Here is a 15,832-nt window from a genome sequence, read left to right as displayed (position 1 = left end):
GAGCTCCATGTCCAAGGAACTCACGTACGGCGAACTCGCCGCTCTGATGAAGTCCAGTGCGGGCATCACCGTGGAACCGACCATGCTGGCCGGTCACCCCGACACGCCCTTCGCCGAGTACGGCCTGGACTCGCTCGGCCTGCTGGGAATCGTCGGCGCCCTGGAGAACGACCGGGGCGCGTCGATCGCCGGCGACGCCGATTCGTGCAAGACCCCCGGCGCCTTCATGGACGTCGTCAACAACTCACTCAAGGCAGGAGTCTGATTCATGCCCGGGCACACCGAGAACGAGATCACCATCCCCGCCCCGCTCGACCTCGTCTGGGACATCACCAACGACGTGGAGAACTGGCCCCAGCTGTTCAGCGAGTACGCCTCCGCGGAGATCGTCGAGCGCGACGGCGACCGGGTCGTCTTCCGTCTGACGATGCACCCCGACGAGAACGGGCAGGTCTGGAGCTGGGTCTCCGAGCGCACCGCGGACCGCGCCTCGCGCACGGTCCGCGCGCACCGGGTCGAGACCGGACCGTTCCAGTACATGGACATCCACTGGTCGTACCAGGACACCCCCGGGGGCGTCCGGATGCGCTGGGTCCAGGACTTCGCCATGAAGCCCGGCGCGCCGCTGGACGACGAGGCGATGACCAACCGCATCAACGAGAACTCCAAGGTGCAGCTGGAGCTGATCCGCGAGCGCGTCGTCAAGCGCCACAAGGACGGCGAGGGGCGCGCATGAGCACCTACCGCACGCTCATCGTGGCCCGGATCAAGCCGGGCGCCGAGGACCAGGTGGCCGGGGTCTTCGCCGACTCGGACCGGGGCGAGCTGCCCGGTCTGATCGGGGTCACCGGCCGCAGCCTCTTCCAGTTCGGCGACGTCTACCTGCACCTGGTCGAGGCCGACCGGCCGCCCGGCCCGGAGGTCGCCCGGCACAAGGACCACCCCGCCTTCCGCGACATCAGCGAGCGGCTGTCGTCCTTCGTGCTGCCGTACAACCCCGAGACCTGGCGTGAGCCCAAGGACGCCATGGCCCGGGAGTTCTACCGCTGGGAGCGGAGCGGCTGACATGGCCACCACCGAGCCGGAGTGGGTGCGCTGCGAACGCTGCGAGGCGCTCGTGTACGCCAAGCGTTACGCCCGCACCCTGCGCGTCTGCCCCGAATGCGGCGCGCACGGCCGGCTCACCGCCCGGCAGCGGCTGGACCAGCTGCTGGACCCGGGCTCGCAGGCGCCGCTCGTCCCCGAGGGTGGCGAGCGGCCGCCTGCGCACGACCCCCTGGACTTCACCGACACCCGGCCCTACGCGCAGCGGCTGCGGGACGCCCGGGAGACCACCGGCCTGGACGAGGCCGTGGTGTGCGTGCGCGGCACCATCGGGGGCCGGCCCGTGGTCGCCGCCGTCATGGACTTCCGCTTCCTGGGCGGCAGTCTGGGTCCCGGCGTGGGTGCCCGGATCACCCTGGCGGCCCGTACCAGCCTGCGCCATCGCGTCCCCCTGCTGCTGGTCACCGCCTCGGGCGGGGCCCGGATGCAGGAGGGCGCGCTGTCCTTGATGCAGATGGCGGCGACCGCGCAGGTGCTCGCCGAACTCGACGAGGCCGGTGTCCTGGTGCTGTCCGTGGTCACCGATCCGACCTACGGCGGCGTCGCCGCCTCGTACGCCACGCTTGCCGACGTCATCCTCGCCGAACCCGGTGCCCGCCTGGGTTTCGCCGGACCGCGGGTCGTGCAGCAGACGACCGGCCGGGAGCTGCCCGAGGGCTTCCAGACCGCCGAGTTCCTGCTCGCGCACGGTCTCGTCGACGACGTCGTACCGCGCGCCGCACTGCGCGGTGCGCTGTCCCGGCTGCTCGGCCCGCGGCCCGGTGCCCGGCGGCCCCCCGCGGCCCCCCGGGCACCCGCCCCCGTCGTCCGCGACGTGGACGCCCTGCCCGAGCCCGACGCCTGGGAGGCCGTACGACTGGCCCGCCACCCGCGTCGGCCGACCGCCGCCGACTACGCGGCGCACCTGCTGGAGGACTTCCACGAACTGCACGGTGACCGGCTCGGCGCCGACTGCCCGGCCGTGATCGGCGGGCCCGGCCTGCTCGACGGACACCGGGTCATGCTGATCGGCCACCACAAGGGCGGGCCCACCCTCGATGGCCGCCGCCGGCGGCACTTCGGCATGGCCGGCCCGGCCGGCCACCGCAAGGCCGCCCGCCTCATGCGCACCGCCGCGAAGCTCGGACTGCCCGTGATCACCCTGATCGACACCCCGGGCGCCGACCCCGGGCCGGAGGCCGAGAGCGGCGGCCAGGCGCTCGCCATCGCCGAGAACCTGCGGCTGATGTCCCGGCTGCCGGTACCCGTGGTCGCGGTCATCACCGGCGAGGGCGGCAGCGGCGGCGCCCTCGCGCTGGCCGTCGCCGACCGGGTGCTGGTCAGCGCCAACGGCATCTACTCCGTCATCAGCCCCGAGGGCTGTGCGGCGATCCTGTGGAAGGACCCGCAGGCCGCGCCCCTCGCCGCGGCCGCGCTGCGGCTGCACGCCCGCGACCTGCTGCGGCTCGGCATCGTCGACGGCGTTGTCCCCGAGCCGCCGGACGGCGCCCATCGCGACCACGCGGCGGCGGCCGCCTATGTCGGCGGCGCGCTCTCGGCCGCCCTGGACGAACTGCGCACGCGGGAGCCCGAGCGGCTGCTGGCCGAACGCCGCGATCGTTTCCACCAGTTCCACCGGTTCCACCGTTTCGGACGACTGGAGGAGGAGGCAGCACCATGACGCTCCACGGCGACAACAAGTTGCCCGGCCACGCCGCCGGCGTGGGCAGGAATCTGAACGGATCGGCCCCCACCGCGCAACCGGCGCACCCGGTGCTCGACGCCGTGTGCCGCAGCGCGACCGAACTGGCCGGCTCGGTGCCCACCCCGCCACGGCGCATCCGGCTGCGGCACGGCCAGACCTCGGTCGAGATCGAGTGGGCGGAACCCCGGGAGCACCAAGGGACCGAGGCGGCCGGCACGGCGCCGCGGATCACATCGCGGACCGCCGGGGCCCGGCCGGGCGATGAGCCCGGCGAGCCGCCGGCCGAGACCCCCCACTATGTCCGCGCCCCCACCGTGGGCACCTTCTACCGCGCCCAGGAACCGGGGGCCGCGCCCTACGTCCGCGTCGGCGACCTCGTCGTCCCCGGTCAGCCGGTGGGCGTCCTGGAGGTCATGAAGATGATGAGCACGATCGGGTCTGACGTCGCCGGGCGGGTCGTGGAGATCGTCGTGGGGGACGCGCAGCCCGTGGAGTTCGACCAGCGGCTGATCGCCGTGGAGCCGGCAGCCGCCGCGCCCGCACCGGACGCCGGAGGGGAGTGAACGCCGTGTTCTCCACCGTACTGGTGGCCAACCGCGGCGAGGTCGCGCTGCGCGTCGCCCGCGCCTGCCGCGAACTCGGCCTGCGCACCGTCGCGGTGTACTCCACCGCCGACCGGGACTCGGCCGTCGTCCGGTTCGCCGACGAGGCCGTGCACATCGGGCCGCCCCCCGCGCGGGCGAGCTACCTCAACATCCCCGCCGTCATCGAGGCGGCCCGCCGCACCGGCGCGCAGGCCGTCCACCCCGGCTACGGCTTCCTGTCCGAGGACCCGGACTTCGCGGAGATCTGCGAGACCAACGGGCTGACGTTCATCGGCCCCTCACCGCGGGTGCTCGCCCGGCTCGGCGACAAGGCGGCCTGCCGCGCCCTGATGGCGGAGGCGGGACTGCCCGTACTGCCCGGCAGCCCCGGGCCGCTGGACGGTCCCGCCGAGGCGAAGGAGGCCGCGCAGCAGGCCGGCTACCCCGTGATCCTCAAGGCCGTCGCGGGCGGCGGCGGCCGGGGCATGGCCGTCGTCACCGAACCGGACCGGCTGCTGGACGCCTTCCGCGAGACCCGGGCGCACGCCCGCGCGGTCTTCGGCGACGACCGGCTCTACCTGGAGCGCTACATCGCCGGGGCCCGCCATGTCGAGGTGCAGGTCGTGTGCGACCGGCACGGCGCGGTGGTGCACCTGGGCGAGCGCGACTGCTCCGTCCAGCGCCACCACCAAAAGCTCGTCGAGGAGACCCCCGCCCCCGACCTCCCGGCCCGGCTGCGCGGCGCCATGTGCGACGCCGCCGTGCGCGGCGCCGTGGCGGTCGGCTACGAGGGCGTCGGCACCTTCGAGTTCGTCCTCACCCCGGAGCGCGACTTCTACCTGATGGAGGTCAACTGCCGGCTCCAGGTGGAGCACCCGGTCACCGAGATGGTCACCGGCGTCGACCTGGTGCGCGAGCAACTGCTGATCGCCGCGGGCCACCCGCTGACGCTGCGCCAGGAGGACATCGTGGCGCGCGGGGTGGCCGTGGAGTGCCGCGTCAACGCCGAGGACCCGGCCCGCGACTTCGCCCCCACCCCCGGGCTGCTCACCGAGTTCGTGCCGCCCGGCGGCCCCTTCGTCCGGGTGGACACCCACGCCTACCCGGGCTGGCGCATCGGCCCGGACTACGACTCCCTGCTGGCCAAGGCCGTGGTCTGGGCACCGGACCGGGAGCGGGCGCTGGCCCGGATGGACCGCGTCCTGGAGGAGCTGCGAGTGCGCGGCGAGGGCGTGTGCACCACGGCGGACTTCCTGCGCACGGTGCTGGCCCGCCCGGAGTTCCGGGCGGGCCGTCACACCACGTCGCTGGTACGGGAGATGACCGGCTGACCCGGACTCACACCCGCCCGATCGTGCTGTGGATCGCGTGCAGGAAGGGGTTGACCGGGGTGACCTCGCCGACGGCGAGGCCCGCCTCGGTCATCAGCCCGGTCAGGCTGTCCCGGGTGTGCTTCTGACCGCCGACGTTCATCAGCAGCATCAGGTCCATCGCGGTGGTGAACCGCATCGACGTGGTGTCGTCCACCAGGTTCTCGATGACGACCACCCGGGCGCCGGGGTGGCCCGCCGCCACGACGTTGCGCAGCGTACGGCGGGTGCTCTCGTCGTCCCACTCCAGGATGTTCTTGATGATGTACATGTCGGCGGTGACCGGGATCTCCACCCGGCAGTCGCCCGGCAGCAGCCGTGCGCGGGGGGCCAGTTCGCCCCCCTCCCGCAGCCTCGGGTCGGCGCCGGCGACGACCTTCGGCAGGTCGAGCAGCGAACCGTGCACCTCGGGGTGCTTCTCCAGCAGCGCGGCCAGCACGTGGCCCTGGCCGCCGCCGATGTCGGCGACCGAGGAGATGCCGGTCAGGTCCAGCAGATCGGCGATGTCCTGCGCGGACTGGCGGCTGGAGTGCGTCATGGCCCGGTCGAAGACCTTGGCGCTGTCCTGCGCGTCGTCGTGCAGGTAGTCGAAGAACTCCTTGCCGTAGATGTCCGGGAAGATGTTGCGGCCGTGCCGTACCGCCTCGTCCAGCCGCGGCCAGGCCTCCCACGTCCACGGCTCGGTGCACCACAGGGCGATGTAGTGCAGGCTGTTGGGGGTGTCCTTGCGCAGCATCCGCGACATGTCGGTGTGCGCGAAGCGGCCGTCCGGCTGCTCCAGGAAGACCCCGTAGGAGGACAGCGCGCGCAGCAGCCGGCGCAGCGGGCGCGGCTCCGCGCCCACGACCGCCGCGAGCTCGTCGCAGGTCGCCGGCTGGTCGCCGAGCGCGTCGGCGACACCGAGCCGGGCCGCGGCCCGGACGGCGGCGGCGCAGGCCGCGCCGAAGACGAGTTCGCGCAGGCGCATCGCGCCCTGCGCGGAGGCGGCGCCGGTGGTGTCGGAGGGGGTGGTCTCGGTCAGGCTCATCGTCAGCACAGGCCCTTCGGCTGGGAGACGCGGCAGGTGCTGCCGCTGAACACGTTGTCCTTGCTCTGGTCGTCGGCGGACAGGTCGGCGGGGCTGTTGCCCATGGCGGTGTTGTCACGGACGGAGTTGCCGGTGTTGGGGGCGCCCACCACGCTGCGGAAGAGCACGATGCCGCCGGACATCGGCGAGGTGCCGATGTTCTCCACGACCCGGTTGTCGGTCACCTGGGTCTTCTCGGCGCCGGTCAGCACGATGCCGGCGCCCTGGATGAACGGCAGGCGGGCGTTGGCCGGGCAGAACTTGTTGTTGGCCGCCACCAGGTTGCGGGAGACGGTGAGCGACCCGGCCCGCGGCACGCCCTCGTCGCCGACGACGAAGACGCCGCCGCAGTTGGCGGTGATGTCGTTGTACTCGACGTCCACCGTCCGCACCCGGCGCAGCACGAGGCCGATCCGGTTGCCGGACAGCTCGTTGTCGGCGATCAGGGTGTGCTTGGTGTCCAGCGCCCCGCCCTCGGCGTCCACCGCGTTGGCCAGGAAGATCCCCGACTCGCCGTTGTTCTCCGCGACGTTGTCGCGGAACACGGCGCGCACCGACCGCTGCTGGCTGATGCCCTGCTGGCCGTTGGCACGCGCGGTGACCCGGTTCACCTCCATGCGGTCGGTCCAGGTGGCGTCGACGCCGTTCTTCCTGAAACCGGAGACGGTCAGCGACCGCAGCCGCACATAGGTGAGCGGGCTCTGCTCCGTACCGGTGACGCAGACGCCGTGACCGGCCGCGGCGCAGGCGTTCTCGGTGCCCTTCTCGCTGGGCGTGATCACGGTCTCGCGCCCGGCGCCCAGCAGGGTCAGCCGGGGCTTGGTGATGCTGACGCTCCCCGGGTAGGTCCCGGGCGCGATCTCGATGATGTCGCCCGGCTTCGCGCGGTCGACCGCCGCCTGGATCGACTCCCCGGGACGCACCAGGAGCGGGGCGTCCGCGGCCTCGACCCCGGGTGCGCCGCACAGCCCCACGACGACGGCGGCCGTGGCGACCGCGGCCGCGGCCGCGGGGGCCCGACGAAGTGTCATGACTGCCGCACCTGCCTTCCTGGCGGCCTGCGCAGCCACCCGGAAAAGTACGTTATGAGTTGTTATGACCTCCTGCCACTCCGTCAGGCCATCAGGGGACGCGGCGCGCGGTCCGACCAGGTTTCCCCGACGGCCGCGCACTTGGACGGCGCCGCGCCAACGGTGGCCCGAGCACGGTCCGCCTCCATACCCCCCACCGGGGATCAGGCGCATGACGAAACCGAGGGGGCGGGGGAGTTGGGGGCACCCCCGGCCGGAGGCTGGGGGAGGGTGGGTGTTCTGGACTGTGGAGCATATGTGGGTGCATGACCCGGGGTGATCAACAGATCGTGCCCGAGGCACCGAAATGTGCTGTCCAGAATGGCCGGCCCCGGAGGCCCCGCACCCGGCCCACCCCGCAACGCGCGCCGGGGCACCTGACTTCACAGGGCTGGGGGCACCCCCGGCCGAAGGTTGGGGGAGAGCGGGCGGGCGGGGAAAAGCAACCCGGTACAAGGGCGCGCCCCGCGCCCGATGTGGTGCGGGTCACGTGAACCCGTTCCCGCCCCGTCCCGTGTCCGCCGTGAGGGATCTGCGACACGGATCGGGAGAGGACGGAGTGAGTGGATGGCGGCATTGTGGTCGCGCACTCGTCAGAGCCAGGGCACGAGTGACGAGGCGCTCATACGGGCGCTCTACGAGGAACACGGCAAAGCCCTGCTCGCGTACGCGACCCGGCTCACCGGCGATCGCGCCGCGGCCGAGGACGTCGTCCAGGAGACCCTGATCCGCGCGTGGCGGCACCCGGACGCGCTGGTCAACGGCAAGGGCTCGGTGCGTGGTTGGCTGCTGACGGTGGCCCGCAACATCATCACGGACCGGTTCCGCGCGAAGGCCGCCCGCCCGCAGGAGGTGGCCGAGTCCCCGGCCACACCGCCGGTCGAGCGCGACCACGCCGAGGCCGTGGTCGACTCCATGGTCGTGATGGAGGCCCTCGACCGGCTCTCGCCCGACCACCGGGACGTGCTCTACCAGATCTACTTCCGGGGGCAGACCGTCGCCGAGGCGGCGGAGATCCTCGGGATACCGCCGGGAACGGTCAAGTCCCGGTCCCACTACGCCCTCAAGGCGCTGCGGGAGTTCTACACCAAGAAGCCGGTCGCGCTGCGGGAGGTGGCGGCATGAGCACGGAACACGAGCACGACAGCGGGACGCTCACCGCTTACGTCCTCGGTGCGCTCGACGACGAGGAGGTGCGTGCCGTAGAGGAGCACATCGCCGCCTGTGACCGCTGCCAGGCCGAAGTCGACGAGCTCCGCGAGATGGAGCGGGCGCTCGGTGAAGTCCCACCGGAGGCCTTCCTCGACGGTCCGCCGGACGACGGTGACCTGCTGCTGCAGCGGACGTTGCGGCAGCTGCGCTCCGAGCGCACGGGGGTGCAGCGCCGACGATGGACGGCCGCCGGTGCGGCGGCGGCGGCCGCCGCGGCGGTCCTGATCCTCGGCGGTGTGGTGATCGGGCAGAACACCGGGACGTCGGAGGTGGCGAGCCCCCCGGTGGCCACCGGGCAGCCCGGCGTCAAGGTCGCCTCGGTCACCGACCCGGCCACCGACGCCCGGATGACCGTGAAGGTGACCCCGGCCAGTGCGTGGGTCCGGCTCAACGCGTCGGTCAGCGGCATCCCCGCGGGGGAGCGCTGCCGGCTGGTGGTGGTCGACAAGGCCGGTCACCGGGAGATCGCCGGCAGCTGGGTGGTCCCCGAGGCCGGTGAGAAGCGCGGTGTGAGCCTGGACGGTTCGGCGGCGGTGGCGCCGGACGACATCTCCGAGGTGGTCGTCGAGAACGCCGCCGGCAAGGAGTACGTGACCGCCAGGGTCTGACCCCCGGTGCGGGAGCGCGGTACCGCCGTGGCGGCCGGTGCCGCGCTCCCGAGGTGTACGCCGGGGGGAGGTCCCGCACCCCGATGCGCCCTGCCCGTACGCCGACGCCGACGAGCAGCCGGTCGCGCACGCCCGTACCGAGCCCGCACTCAGGGTCGCCACGTCCCGGCGTGGCCGAGGCCGCGCCCCGGTCGGTCGCGGCGCGTTCCTCCGCGCCGACGCGGCCGGAAGCGCACCCCGCTCCCGCGGCGCGGAAAGCGCCGTCACTCGGGCGGCAGTGCGTGCGGGCTCAGTGTCCTCAGCATGCGGCGCAGATCGGCCTTGAGCCGCGCCTTCTCGCGGTCCTCGAAGGGGGCCAGCGCCTCCTCCTCGCACGGCAGGAGCGCCTGCTCGCCCTGCTCGGCGAGCAACGCGCCGGACGGTGTGACCCGGATCTCGATGATCCGGCCGTGCGTGGGATGCGCGTGCCGCTCGACCAGTCCGCGATCGGCCAGCCCCTGCAGTGCGCTGCCCATGGACTGGGCGGTGACCCCGCAGCGGCGTGCGAGCTCGGCGCCCGACAGAGCACCGTCCAGCGTCAGCCGCATCAGGGCGCTGTACTGCGTCTGGGTCAGCCCAAGGGGACGCAGCGCCTGCTCCAGCCGCTGGATGTACGCCTGGGAGAGCTGCCAGATGAGATAGCCCAAGCGGTCGCCCGGGTTGCCGACGGCCATGACGGTCGCCCCTCCGTATTGTCTGTTAGCTTATATAAGTCAGCTTATATTGCAGGAGGGCGGCCACCGTGTCCGACACCGTATCCATACGCGATGCCCACCCCCTGGAGGGGGAGCATCCCCTGCCGGAGCGCCATCGGCACCGTCATGTGCCCGGACCGCAGACCGACGCCCCGCCGTCCCGGCCGGGGATGACCGGAGCGCAGGCGGTGGTCAAGCCCGTCTTCACGGTGCTGATCATCGGCCTCGCCTTCGTCAGCGTCTTCCTCGCCGCCTTCCACACCCCCACGGCGCACAGGCTGCCCGTCGCGGTCGCCGCATCCGACAGCTCGGCGGCCCTGTTCGACGTGCGGCTCCAGCGTCTCGCGCCCGAAGCGTTCCAGATCGACCGGTACCCGGACGAGGCCTCCGCCCGGCAGGCCGTCGAACACCGCCAGGCCTACGCGGCCTACCTCTCCCACGGCGGCAAGCCCAGGATCGTCTACGCCGGCGCCAACGGCCCGGCGGTCTCCGCCCTGGTCGCGCCGCTGGCGGCGGTGCCGCACGGCGACGGGCACAAGATCCCGGTGGTCGACATCCTCCCCCTGTCGGACGGGGACAGCAGGGGGCTGTCGGTCTTCTACGCCTCGTTCGGCCTGGTCCTGGCCGGTTTCCTGTTCGGGCAGGTGACCTACCAGGTGGCGCCGAGACTCTCGTTCGGCCAGCGCATGCTCAGCCTCACGCTCTTCGCCGTCGTCGGCGGCGTGGCGACCGCGCTGATCGCCTGCACCGCCTTCGGCGCGATTCCGGGCTCCTTCCTCGGCATCATGGGCGTGGTCACGCTCATGGCCGGCGCCGTGGCCGCGGCCACCATCATGCTGATCAGAACCTTCGGCCCGATCGGCGTCCTCCTCGGTTCGATCTTCATGCTCGTGATGGGCAACGCCACCAGCGGCGGCGTCCTCCCGCCGGACTTCCTCCCGGGCTGGCTGGAGCCCCTCGCCTCGGTCATGCCGGCGGGTGTCGGCGTCCGCGCGCTCGACGGGCTCGCCTACTTCCACCACGACGGCCTCACCCGCGGTGTCGTCATCCTCTCGGTGTGGATCGCCGTCTGCGTCGGGGCGGTGTACCTGCTCGACCGCGTGGCGGCCTCCACGGGAATCGCGCACGCGGCACACCGCTGACCTCCGCGGCACTGCCGTCCGGCTGCTCCCGGGGGCGTACGCGGCCGGCCTCCGGGCGGAGGACGACCGGCCGCGGCGCCCCCGGCAGGCTGGGGCCATGGCCACCACCACCCTCAGTCCGCGGCAGGCGTCGCGCACTCCCCGCGCGGCCGAGCGCGGCGCGTACGCGACCGGCGCGCTCCTGGTCGCGTCGGGCATGTTCCACCTGGCGGTTCTCGCCGTCGACGGGGGCCCCTGGGACGGCCCGGTGTCCTGGCGCAAGCCCGTCACCTTCGGGGTCTCCTTCGGGCTGACCCTGATCGCCGTCGCCTGGGTCACCTCGTACCTGCGCGTCGCGGAGCGCCAGCGGACCGTTCTGCTCACGGTGTTCGCGGCCGACTGCGTCGTCGAGACCGGAGGCATCACGCTGCAGGCGTGGCGGCGGGTGCCCTCGCACCTCGACATGGAGACCGGCTTCGACACCGCGGTCTCCATGACGCTGGCGGTGGGCGGCGGTGTCCTGGTCGTCGTGCTGGGCGCCTTCGCCGCGGCGGCCTTCCGCCACCGTCCCGCCGGGCCCGCGGGCATGGCCCCGGCCCTGCGTTCCGGCTTCGCGATCCTGCTGGTCGGCCTGGCCTCCGGCGCCGCCATGATCGCCCGCGGTGTGTACCTCACCCGTACCGGCCACCAGGAGGCCGCCTACCACTCCACGGCCCCGCTCAAGCCCCTGCACGCGGTGAGCCTGCACGCCGTGCTCGTCCTGCCCGTGCTGGCCCGGCTGCTGTCGAGGACGCGATGGAGCGAGCCGACGCGGACCCGGCTGGTCCTGCTGGCGACCGCCGTCTACGTCGCGGCGGTCATCGGCGCCGGGGTGTGGGCGGTGGTCTGAGCGTTTCCCGTCACGCGGAGTCGCGCAGCAGCAACTCCGCCCGGACGACCAGTTCCTCGGCGGCCAGCGGCTCGCTTCCGGACAGCAGCCGGGCCGCCTGGTCGATGGCGAGCGAGCCCAGCCGCCGGGTGTCCAGGGCGACGCTGGACAGCGCGGGTTCGACGAGCGTGCCGAGCTGCAGGCCGTCGAAGCCGATCACGGCGAAGTCGCCCGGGACCTGGCGGCCCGAGCGGCGCGCCTCGCGCAGGGCGCCCATGGCGATGATGTCGTTGAAGGTGAGGACCGCCGTGACATCGGGATGGCGGCCGAGCAGGGTCCGCAGCGCCGCGGCGCCGCCCTCGGCGGACTGGGCGGAGCCGATGACCGCGTCCGTGCCGAGCCCGTGGGCCACGGCGGCCGCCGCGAACCATGCCCTGCGGACACTGGGTTCGGCGCGGCCGTCGTGGTCGAGCATGCCGATGCGGCGGTGCCCCCGGCCCACCAGGTGCGCGACCGCCGCGTGGAAGCCGGCCTCGCCGTCGACCCGGATCGAGCTGAACCGCGCGGTGTGGTGCTCACGGCCGATGAGTACCACCGGCATGCCCCGGGTGAAGTGCTCGAGTTCGCTCTCCGGGCTGTTGAAGTACCCCACGACCGCGTCCACTTGCGAGCAGATCACCTGCAGCGTGCCCGCTTCCTCGGTGGCGCGGTCGCCGGTGTCGTACACGACGACGTGCCAGCCGCGGGCGCGTGCCGCCTCCAGCGCCGCGGCGGCGACCTCGGTGAAGAACGGGTTGAGCAGGTCCGGGATCACCAGGCCGATGGTCGTGGTGTCCTGCCGGACCAGCCCCCGGGCGAACCGGCTGGGCCGGTAGCCCAGTTCGCGGGCGGCGTCCAGCACCCGCTGCTTGGTCAGCCCGTCGATCTCGTCCTTGTCGTTCAGCGCCCGCGACACGGTCTGCCGCGACACCCCGGCGGACCGGGCGACGTCATGGATCGTGATCCTCCGGGGCTCCGTCCCCGACGACGACACCATCGCGTACCTCCCGCTGCCCACGGGCGCCGATGCCCGAGGGGCCGAGTATGCCCCCGCGGGGCGCGACGGCGTCAAGAAGGTCCCCGGCGCCGTCCCGCTCCGGGCCCCGTCAGGCCGCGTCCGCCACCGCCTGGGCCGTCGCGTCGCGGAACGCGCAGTAGTAGGCCGCGGAGCCCGCGCGGTAGCGCCAGGGCAGGGCGCCGATGTATCCGTCGACCAGCTTGAACTGCTCCAGGGCCGCCTCGTCGCGGTCCTGGAGGCGCAGATAGAACGCGAGCAGATGGCGCAGCTCGACCAGACGCGGGTGCGTCGGGTCGGCGGCGGCCACATCCGCGAGGGCCGCATCGACCCGGGCCCGCATCTCGGGCGTGTTGTCGGCGGCGGTGTCGTCCGACTCGTCGTGCTCGAAGTGCGCGATGAGCGGCATCGCCGTCAGCAGACTGCCCAAGGGGGCCCGGCTCGCCGCCCGTTCGGCGAACTCGGACGCCAGCCGCTGCGAACCCCGCCACTTCGCGCACCAGTACTGAAGGGCCGAGAAGTGCGCCTCGTAGTGGTGCGGGGCCCGGGCGGTGATCTCGTCCCACAGCCTGTCCATCTCGGCATGGGGGTAGCCGAGGCCCAGCGCGACCCAGATCTCCGTGATGTACGGCGTCGGGTCGTCGGGGTTGAGGGCGGCGGCCCGCTCGATGTCCGCGCGAGCCTCCTTCAGCGTCTGGTGGAAGCCGTCGAACTGCTCCCGCGTCGTGTATTGGGCCCTCTTTCCGCCCCGAAGTTCCCAGGCGAGCACGACCGTGCTGCGCGCCCGGACCACGGCCGCGTCCTGGTCGCCGGCCCGCGCGGACTCCCATGCCAGCAGCCATTCGTCGTCCTCGGCGGCCTTCTCGGCAAGCAGGTACGCGACCGCGGACCTGCGCTCCCAGTCCCGGCCGACGCTCCGGAGCAATGCCGCGGCGGGCTCCCAGTCACCGCCGCTGACGGCGGTGAGGGCGGCGGCCCAGTCCTCGGGCAGGGCGGAGGCGTGCTCGACGTCCTGCCGCTCGGCGGGCAGCAGCCCGAGCCCGTGCGCCGTCCGCGCGGCCTCCTCGGCCCGGGTGTCCTCCTCGTCCGGGGTCGACGAGAAGAACGTCTTGAGGAACACGACGGCCAGCCATCCGCCGAAGAGCAGGGTGGGGACGGCCAGCGCGGCGAGGATCCAGAACAGGACGGTCATGAAAGCTGTGGTTCCGTTCGTGGGTGGGGTGACGTGGAAAGGAGGGGAGCCCGGTGCCCGGCCGGGCGGATGCCGCTCACGCGGGCGTGGGCAGATCCTCGGCCAGCAGTGCCCGCAGGGGACCGGTGTCGGGACGGTCGGCGAGCGCCGCGGCGACGGCGGCGGCCAGCGCCGGCTCGGACCCGACCTCCGACGGGATCCCCGAGGCGTCCCAGGCAAGGGAGTCGGGCAGCCGGACGGCGGCGGGGCGGGACCAGGAGAACTCCCATCCGAGCAGCGAGCGGGCACTGAACTCGGTCAGCACCATCGCCCTCAGTCCGTCGGTCAGCATCGGCCGGGCGAACGCGCGGAACGCGCGGCCCTTCGCCGCCGCCGCCTCCTCGGACAAGGGCAGCCGTTCGGCGAGCCGCCACAGCCTGCCGTCGTCGATCACGTCGAGCAGCGCGGGCAGTGTCGCGGGCCGCCCGGTGTACTGGGCCAGCACCTGGTGCAGCGGCGTGTGCGCGGACGACAGTGCGCCGGCCATCGCGGCGTTCAGCAGTTCCGGCCACCCGGTGGCGTGTTCGAAGGCCAGGATCTCGGCCTCCAGTACCGCCTCCTCCAACGCCGCCCACGTGCGCGCGGCGTCGGTGAGCAGCGCCGATGCCGCGCCCTCAGCCGCCGCGACGCGGCCGTCCGCGGGCAGTGACTCGATCCGGAGCACCCGCTCGGCGATCGGCGGGTGCGAGTCGTACGGCGAGACGGGCGCCGGTCGGAGCCAGGCGCGCGACGGCGCCGCATCGCCCTCGCGGGCCGCGAGCAGCCGGCTGAAGCCGCCGAAGAACTCGCCGTGTGGCGGCAGCAGCCGTACGGACAGGCCCAACGTGGCGTAGGAGTCGAGGTAGACGTCGTAGGCGGCGGCGAGGGCCGGGATGTCGCGCAGCGACGAGGCGGTCGCCTCGCGGCCGGCGACGCGGGCGGCGGCGAGGTCCGCCGCGAACTCCTGGGCGCGGGCGGTGGACATCGACGCCCGCAGGTAGAGCCTGCCGTACCAGGTGAAGACGGCGGCCATCGAGCGGTACAGCGCGCCGGTGCGGCGGGTGTCCACCGCCTCGGGCTTCCTGCCCTTCGCGATGCGCCCGGCCGCGGCCCTCTCCTGGCGGGCGCGTTCGGCGGCGACCTTGCCGTCGGCGCGGGCGTGGAAGCCCTCCACGACGCGGCCGATCTGCCTCCGGCCGCGCACCACGAGCGCCGACAACCGGGTGTCGCCGCCGGTGAAGTGGCCGTACTCGTGGACGAGCACGGCCCGCAACTGCGCCTCGGTCAGACCGGCCAGCAGCGGCACGCCGAGGTGGAGCCGGCGGGGACCGGGGAGCAGCCCGAGCAGGCGGGGCCGCTCGCTCACCGCCGCCTCGACGTCAGCGGTGAGCAGGATCCGGTCCGGGGCACGGGTGCCCATCGTCCGTGCGAGTTCCCGTACCAGCGCCCACAGCCGGGGTTCGTCCTCTTCGGCCGCCTCGATGCCGGGCGGATCCTCGTCCCTGGGCGTGCGCAGCACGAACACGCCGCGTACCAGGGGGACGGCGAGCAGCACCGAGACCGCCACGATCTTCACGGCGAGCAGGCCGTGGACCTCGGTGAGCAGCGCGGCGTCGAGGCCGATCAGCGCCGCGAGAAGGACGACGCTCAGCAGATAGAACCCGCAGAGCAGGATGAGGGCGCGCAGCGCGCGCAGAATCACACCCATCGGCACAATCCCTACCGGGCACGGGGACAGGACACGGCGAACACCCCCGGGAGCGGCACCGCCGGGTGGGTGCAGGTGGGGGGACTCGGAGCGGCCTTCGGCAAAGCGGAGGCAAAGCCGGGCGCACGGAGTATGCCCCACGGCAGGTCAGCAGGGCAATCCCGGTACCCAGGAGGGCAATCGGGCACATGGGCGCTTATCGGGAGATCCCGTCCGCTGGTCTCTGACACCTCGTCGGCCGGGGTCGGGCCGTCGGGCCGGGACCCTCACCGCAGGGAACGGGCCCGGCGTTTGCTCGGCGGCTCCGGAGGCGGCGCCGCGTCGCCCCCGCGGCACCCGGCACGCACACGATGTACGCATTCTCTTTCCCCGCTGTACGCATTTGCCGTGTGTGATGGCGGACGGTCGTGAACGCGGCGGGTGCGATCCCCTGTGTCCA

General features: G+C 73.2%; 16 protein-coding genes. 10 read left to right on the top strand and 6 right to left on the bottom strand.

Annotation, left to right across the window (positions count from 1 at the left end; translation table 11 throughout):
- Positions 1-7: 7 nt before the first annotated feature.
- From PV364_RS12130 to PV364_RS12105, 6 genes are read left to right on the top strand one after another with little or no spacing between them, the layout of a single operon-like run.
- Positions 8-265, top strand: a complete 258-nt coding sequence (locus PV364_RS12130) for an acyl carrier protein (RefSeq protein WP_319659883.1) — start codon at positions 8-10, stop codon at positions 263-265.
- Between the two features lie 3 nt (positions 266-268).
- A complete protein-coding gene (locus PV364_RS12125) occupies positions 269-736 on the top strand; it encodes an SRPBCC family protein (protein ID WP_319659882.1) in 468 nt (155 codons plus the stop codon).
- Positions 733-1,065: a TcmI family type II polyketide cyclase gene (locus tag PV364_RS12120; protein ID WP_319659881.1), complete on the top strand. Its 333-nt coding sequence runs from the start codon at positions 733-735 to the stop codon at positions 1,063-1,065. Before PV364_RS12125 ends, PV364_RS12120 begins: the two co-directional genes overlap by 4 nt.
- Position 1,066: 1 nt before the next feature.
- Positions 1,067-2,764 (top strand): acetyl-CoA carboxylase carboxyltransferase subunit alpha/beta, encoded by a 1,698-nt coding sequence (locus PV364_RS12115; RefSeq protein ID WP_319659880.1) that lies wholly within the window; start codon positions 1,067-1,069, stop codon positions 2,762-2,764.
- Positions 2,761-3,351, top strand: coding sequence for an acetyl-CoA carboxylase biotin carboxyl carrier protein (locus PV364_RS12110; protein ID WP_319659878.1), 591 nt, complete (start codon positions 2,761-2,763; stop codon positions 3,349-3,351). Before PV364_RS12115 ends, PV364_RS12110 begins: the two co-directional genes overlap by 4 nt.
- A gap of 5 nt (positions 3,352-3,356) precedes the next feature.
- Positions 3,357-4,703, top strand: coding sequence for an acetyl-CoA carboxylase biotin carboxylase subunit (locus PV364_RS12105; RefSeq protein ID WP_319659877.1), 1,347 nt, complete (start codon positions 3,357-3,359; stop codon positions 4,701-4,703).
- Positions 4,704-4,710: 7 nt separating this feature from the next.
- Here the strand turns inward: PV364_RS12105 and PV364_RS12100 are convergent, their stop codons facing one another.
- Positions 4,711-5,769, bottom strand: a complete 1,059-nt coding sequence (locus PV364_RS12100) for a methyltransferase (protein ID WP_319659876.1) — start codon at positions 5,767-5,769, stop codon at positions 4,711-4,713.
- Between the two features lie 2 nt (positions 5,770-5,771).
- Entirely contained in the window at positions 5,772-6,839 is a 1,068-nt protein-coding gene (locus tag PV364_RS12095) for a nitrous oxide reductase family maturation protein NosD (protein WP_319659875.1), read from the bottom strand.
- 606 nt (positions 6,840-7,445) lie between these two features.
- On the opposite strand from PV364_RS12095, the gene PV364_RS12090 reads away from it, so the two are divergent.
- Both PV364_RS12090 and PV364_RS12085 read left to right on the top strand, forming a co-directional pair.
- Positions 7,446-8,003, top strand: a complete 558-nt coding sequence (locus tag PV364_RS12090; RefSeq protein WP_319659874.1) for a sigma-70 family RNA polymerase sigma factor — start codon at positions 7,446-7,448, stop codon at positions 8,001-8,003.
- Entirely contained in the window at positions 8,000-8,698 is a 699-nt protein-coding gene (locus PV364_RS12085) for a zf-HC2 domain-containing protein (protein WP_319659873.1), read from the top strand. The genes PV364_RS12090 and PV364_RS12085 overlap by 4 nt, the downstream gene beginning before the upstream one ends.
- Before the next feature lie 263 nt (positions 8,699-8,961).
- Here PV364_RS12085 and PV364_RS12080 read toward each other — a convergent pair whose 3' ends face one another.
- Positions 8,962-9,411, bottom strand: coding sequence for a MarR family winged helix-turn-helix transcriptional regulator (locus PV364_RS12080; RefSeq protein WP_319659872.1), 450 nt, complete (start codon positions 9,409-9,411; stop codon positions 8,962-8,964).
- A gap of 68 nt (positions 9,412-9,479) precedes the next feature.
- Here PV364_RS12080 and PV364_RS12075 point away from each other — a divergent pair, with 68 nt between their 5' ends.
- The gene (locus PV364_RS12075; protein ID WP_319659871.1) at positions 9,480-10,574 is read left to right on the top strand and encodes an ABC transporter permease; all 1,095 of its coding nucleotides are present in this window, start codon (positions 9,480-9,482) and stop codon (positions 10,572-10,574) included.
- 97 nt (positions 10,575-10,671) lie between these two features.
- Positions 10,672-11,442, top strand: coding sequence for a hypothetical protein (locus PV364_RS12070; protein WP_319659870.1), 771 nt, complete (start codon positions 10,672-10,674; stop codon positions 11,440-11,442).
- A gap of 10 nt (positions 11,443-11,452) precedes the next feature.
- Here PV364_RS12070 and PV364_RS12065 read toward each other — a convergent pair whose 3' ends face one another.
- From PV364_RS12065 to PV364_RS12055, 3 genes are all read right to left on the bottom strand, one after another.
- On the bottom strand, positions 11,453-12,457 hold the full coding sequence (locus PV364_RS12065; protein ID WP_319659869.1) for a LacI family DNA-binding transcriptional regulator: 1,005 nt from the start codon (positions 12,455-12,457) through the stop codon (positions 11,453-11,455).
- Positions 12,458-12,566: 109 nt separating this feature from the next.
- The gene (locus tag PV364_RS12060; RefSeq protein ID WP_319659868.1) at positions 12,567-13,667 is read right to left on the bottom strand and encodes a hypothetical protein; all 1,101 of its coding nucleotides are present in this window, start codon (positions 13,665-13,667) and stop codon (positions 12,567-12,569) included.
- Between the two features lie 76 nt (positions 13,668-13,743).
- The gene (locus PV364_RS12055; protein ID WP_319659867.1) at positions 13,744-15,393 is read right to left on the bottom strand and encodes a M48 family metallopeptidase; all 1,650 of its coding nucleotides are present in this window, start codon (positions 15,391-15,393) and stop codon (positions 13,744-13,746) included.
- Between the last annotated feature and the right edge of the window lie 439 nt (positions 15,394-15,832).

It is taken from the genome of Streptomyces sp. MI02-7b (assembly GCF_033793585.1).
Lineage (GTDB): Bacteria > Actinomycetota > Actinomycetes > Streptomycetales > Streptomycetaceae > Actinacidiphila.
Note: the sequence above shows the minus strand (reverse complement) of the source record. Positions and strands in the feature narration are given on the sequence as shown.

Excerpts from the sequence above, each read along its gene's own strand:
- PV364_RS12100 (WP_319659876.1), bottom strand. The coding sequence starts at position 5,769 with ATGAGCCTGACCGAGACCACCCCCTCCGACACCACCGGCGCCGCCTCC.
- PV364_RS12110 (WP_319659878.1), top strand. The coding sequence starts at position 2,761 with ATGACGCTCCACGGCGACAACAAGTTGCCCGGCCACGCCGCCGGCGTG.
- PV364_RS12070 (WP_319659870.1), top strand. The coding sequence starts at position 10,672 with ATGGCCACCACCACCCTCAGTCCGCGGCAGGCGTCGCGCACTCCCCGC.
- PV364_RS12115 (WP_319659880.1), top strand. The coding sequence starts at position 1,067 with ATGGCCACCACCGAGCCGGAGTGGGTGCGCTGCGAACGCTGCGAGGCG.
- PV364_RS12125 (WP_319659882.1), top strand. The coding sequence starts at position 269 with ATGCCCGGGCACACCGAGAACGAGATCACCATCCCCGCCCCGCTCGAC.
- PV364_RS12095 (WP_319659875.1), bottom strand. The coding sequence starts at position 6,839 with ATGACACTTCGTCGGGCCCCCGCGGCCGCGGCCGCGGTCGCCACGGCC.
- PV364_RS12060 (WP_319659868.1), bottom strand. The coding sequence starts at position 13,667 with ATGACCGTCCTGTTCTGGATCCTCGCCGCGCTGGCCGTCCCCACCCTG.
- PV364_RS12065 (WP_319659869.1), bottom strand. The coding sequence starts at position 12,457 with ATGGTGTCGTCGTCGGGGACGGAGCCCCGGAGGATCACGATCCATGAC.
- PV364_RS12130 (WP_319659883.1), top strand. The coding sequence starts at position 8 with ATGTCCAAGGAACTCACGTACGGCGAACTCGCCGCTCTGATGAAGTCC.
- PV364_RS12085 (WP_319659873.1), top strand. The coding sequence starts at position 8,000 with ATGAGCACGGAACACGAGCACGACAGCGGGACGCTCACCGCTTACGTC.
- PV364_RS12090 (WP_319659874.1), top strand. The coding sequence starts at position 7,446 with ATGGCGGCATTGTGGTCGCGCACTCGTCAGAGCCAGGGCACGAGTGAC.
- PV364_RS12080 (WP_319659872.1), bottom strand. The coding sequence starts at position 9,411 with ATGGCCGTCGGCAACCCGGGCGACCGCTTGGGCTATCTCATCTGGCAG.
- PV364_RS12120 (WP_319659881.1), top strand. The coding sequence starts at position 733 with ATGAGCACCTACCGCACGCTCATCGTGGCCCGGATCAAGCCGGGCGCC.
- PV364_RS12055 (WP_319659867.1), bottom strand. The coding sequence starts at position 15,393 with ATGGGTGTGATTCTGCGCGCGCTGCGCGCCCTCATCCTGCTCTGCGGG.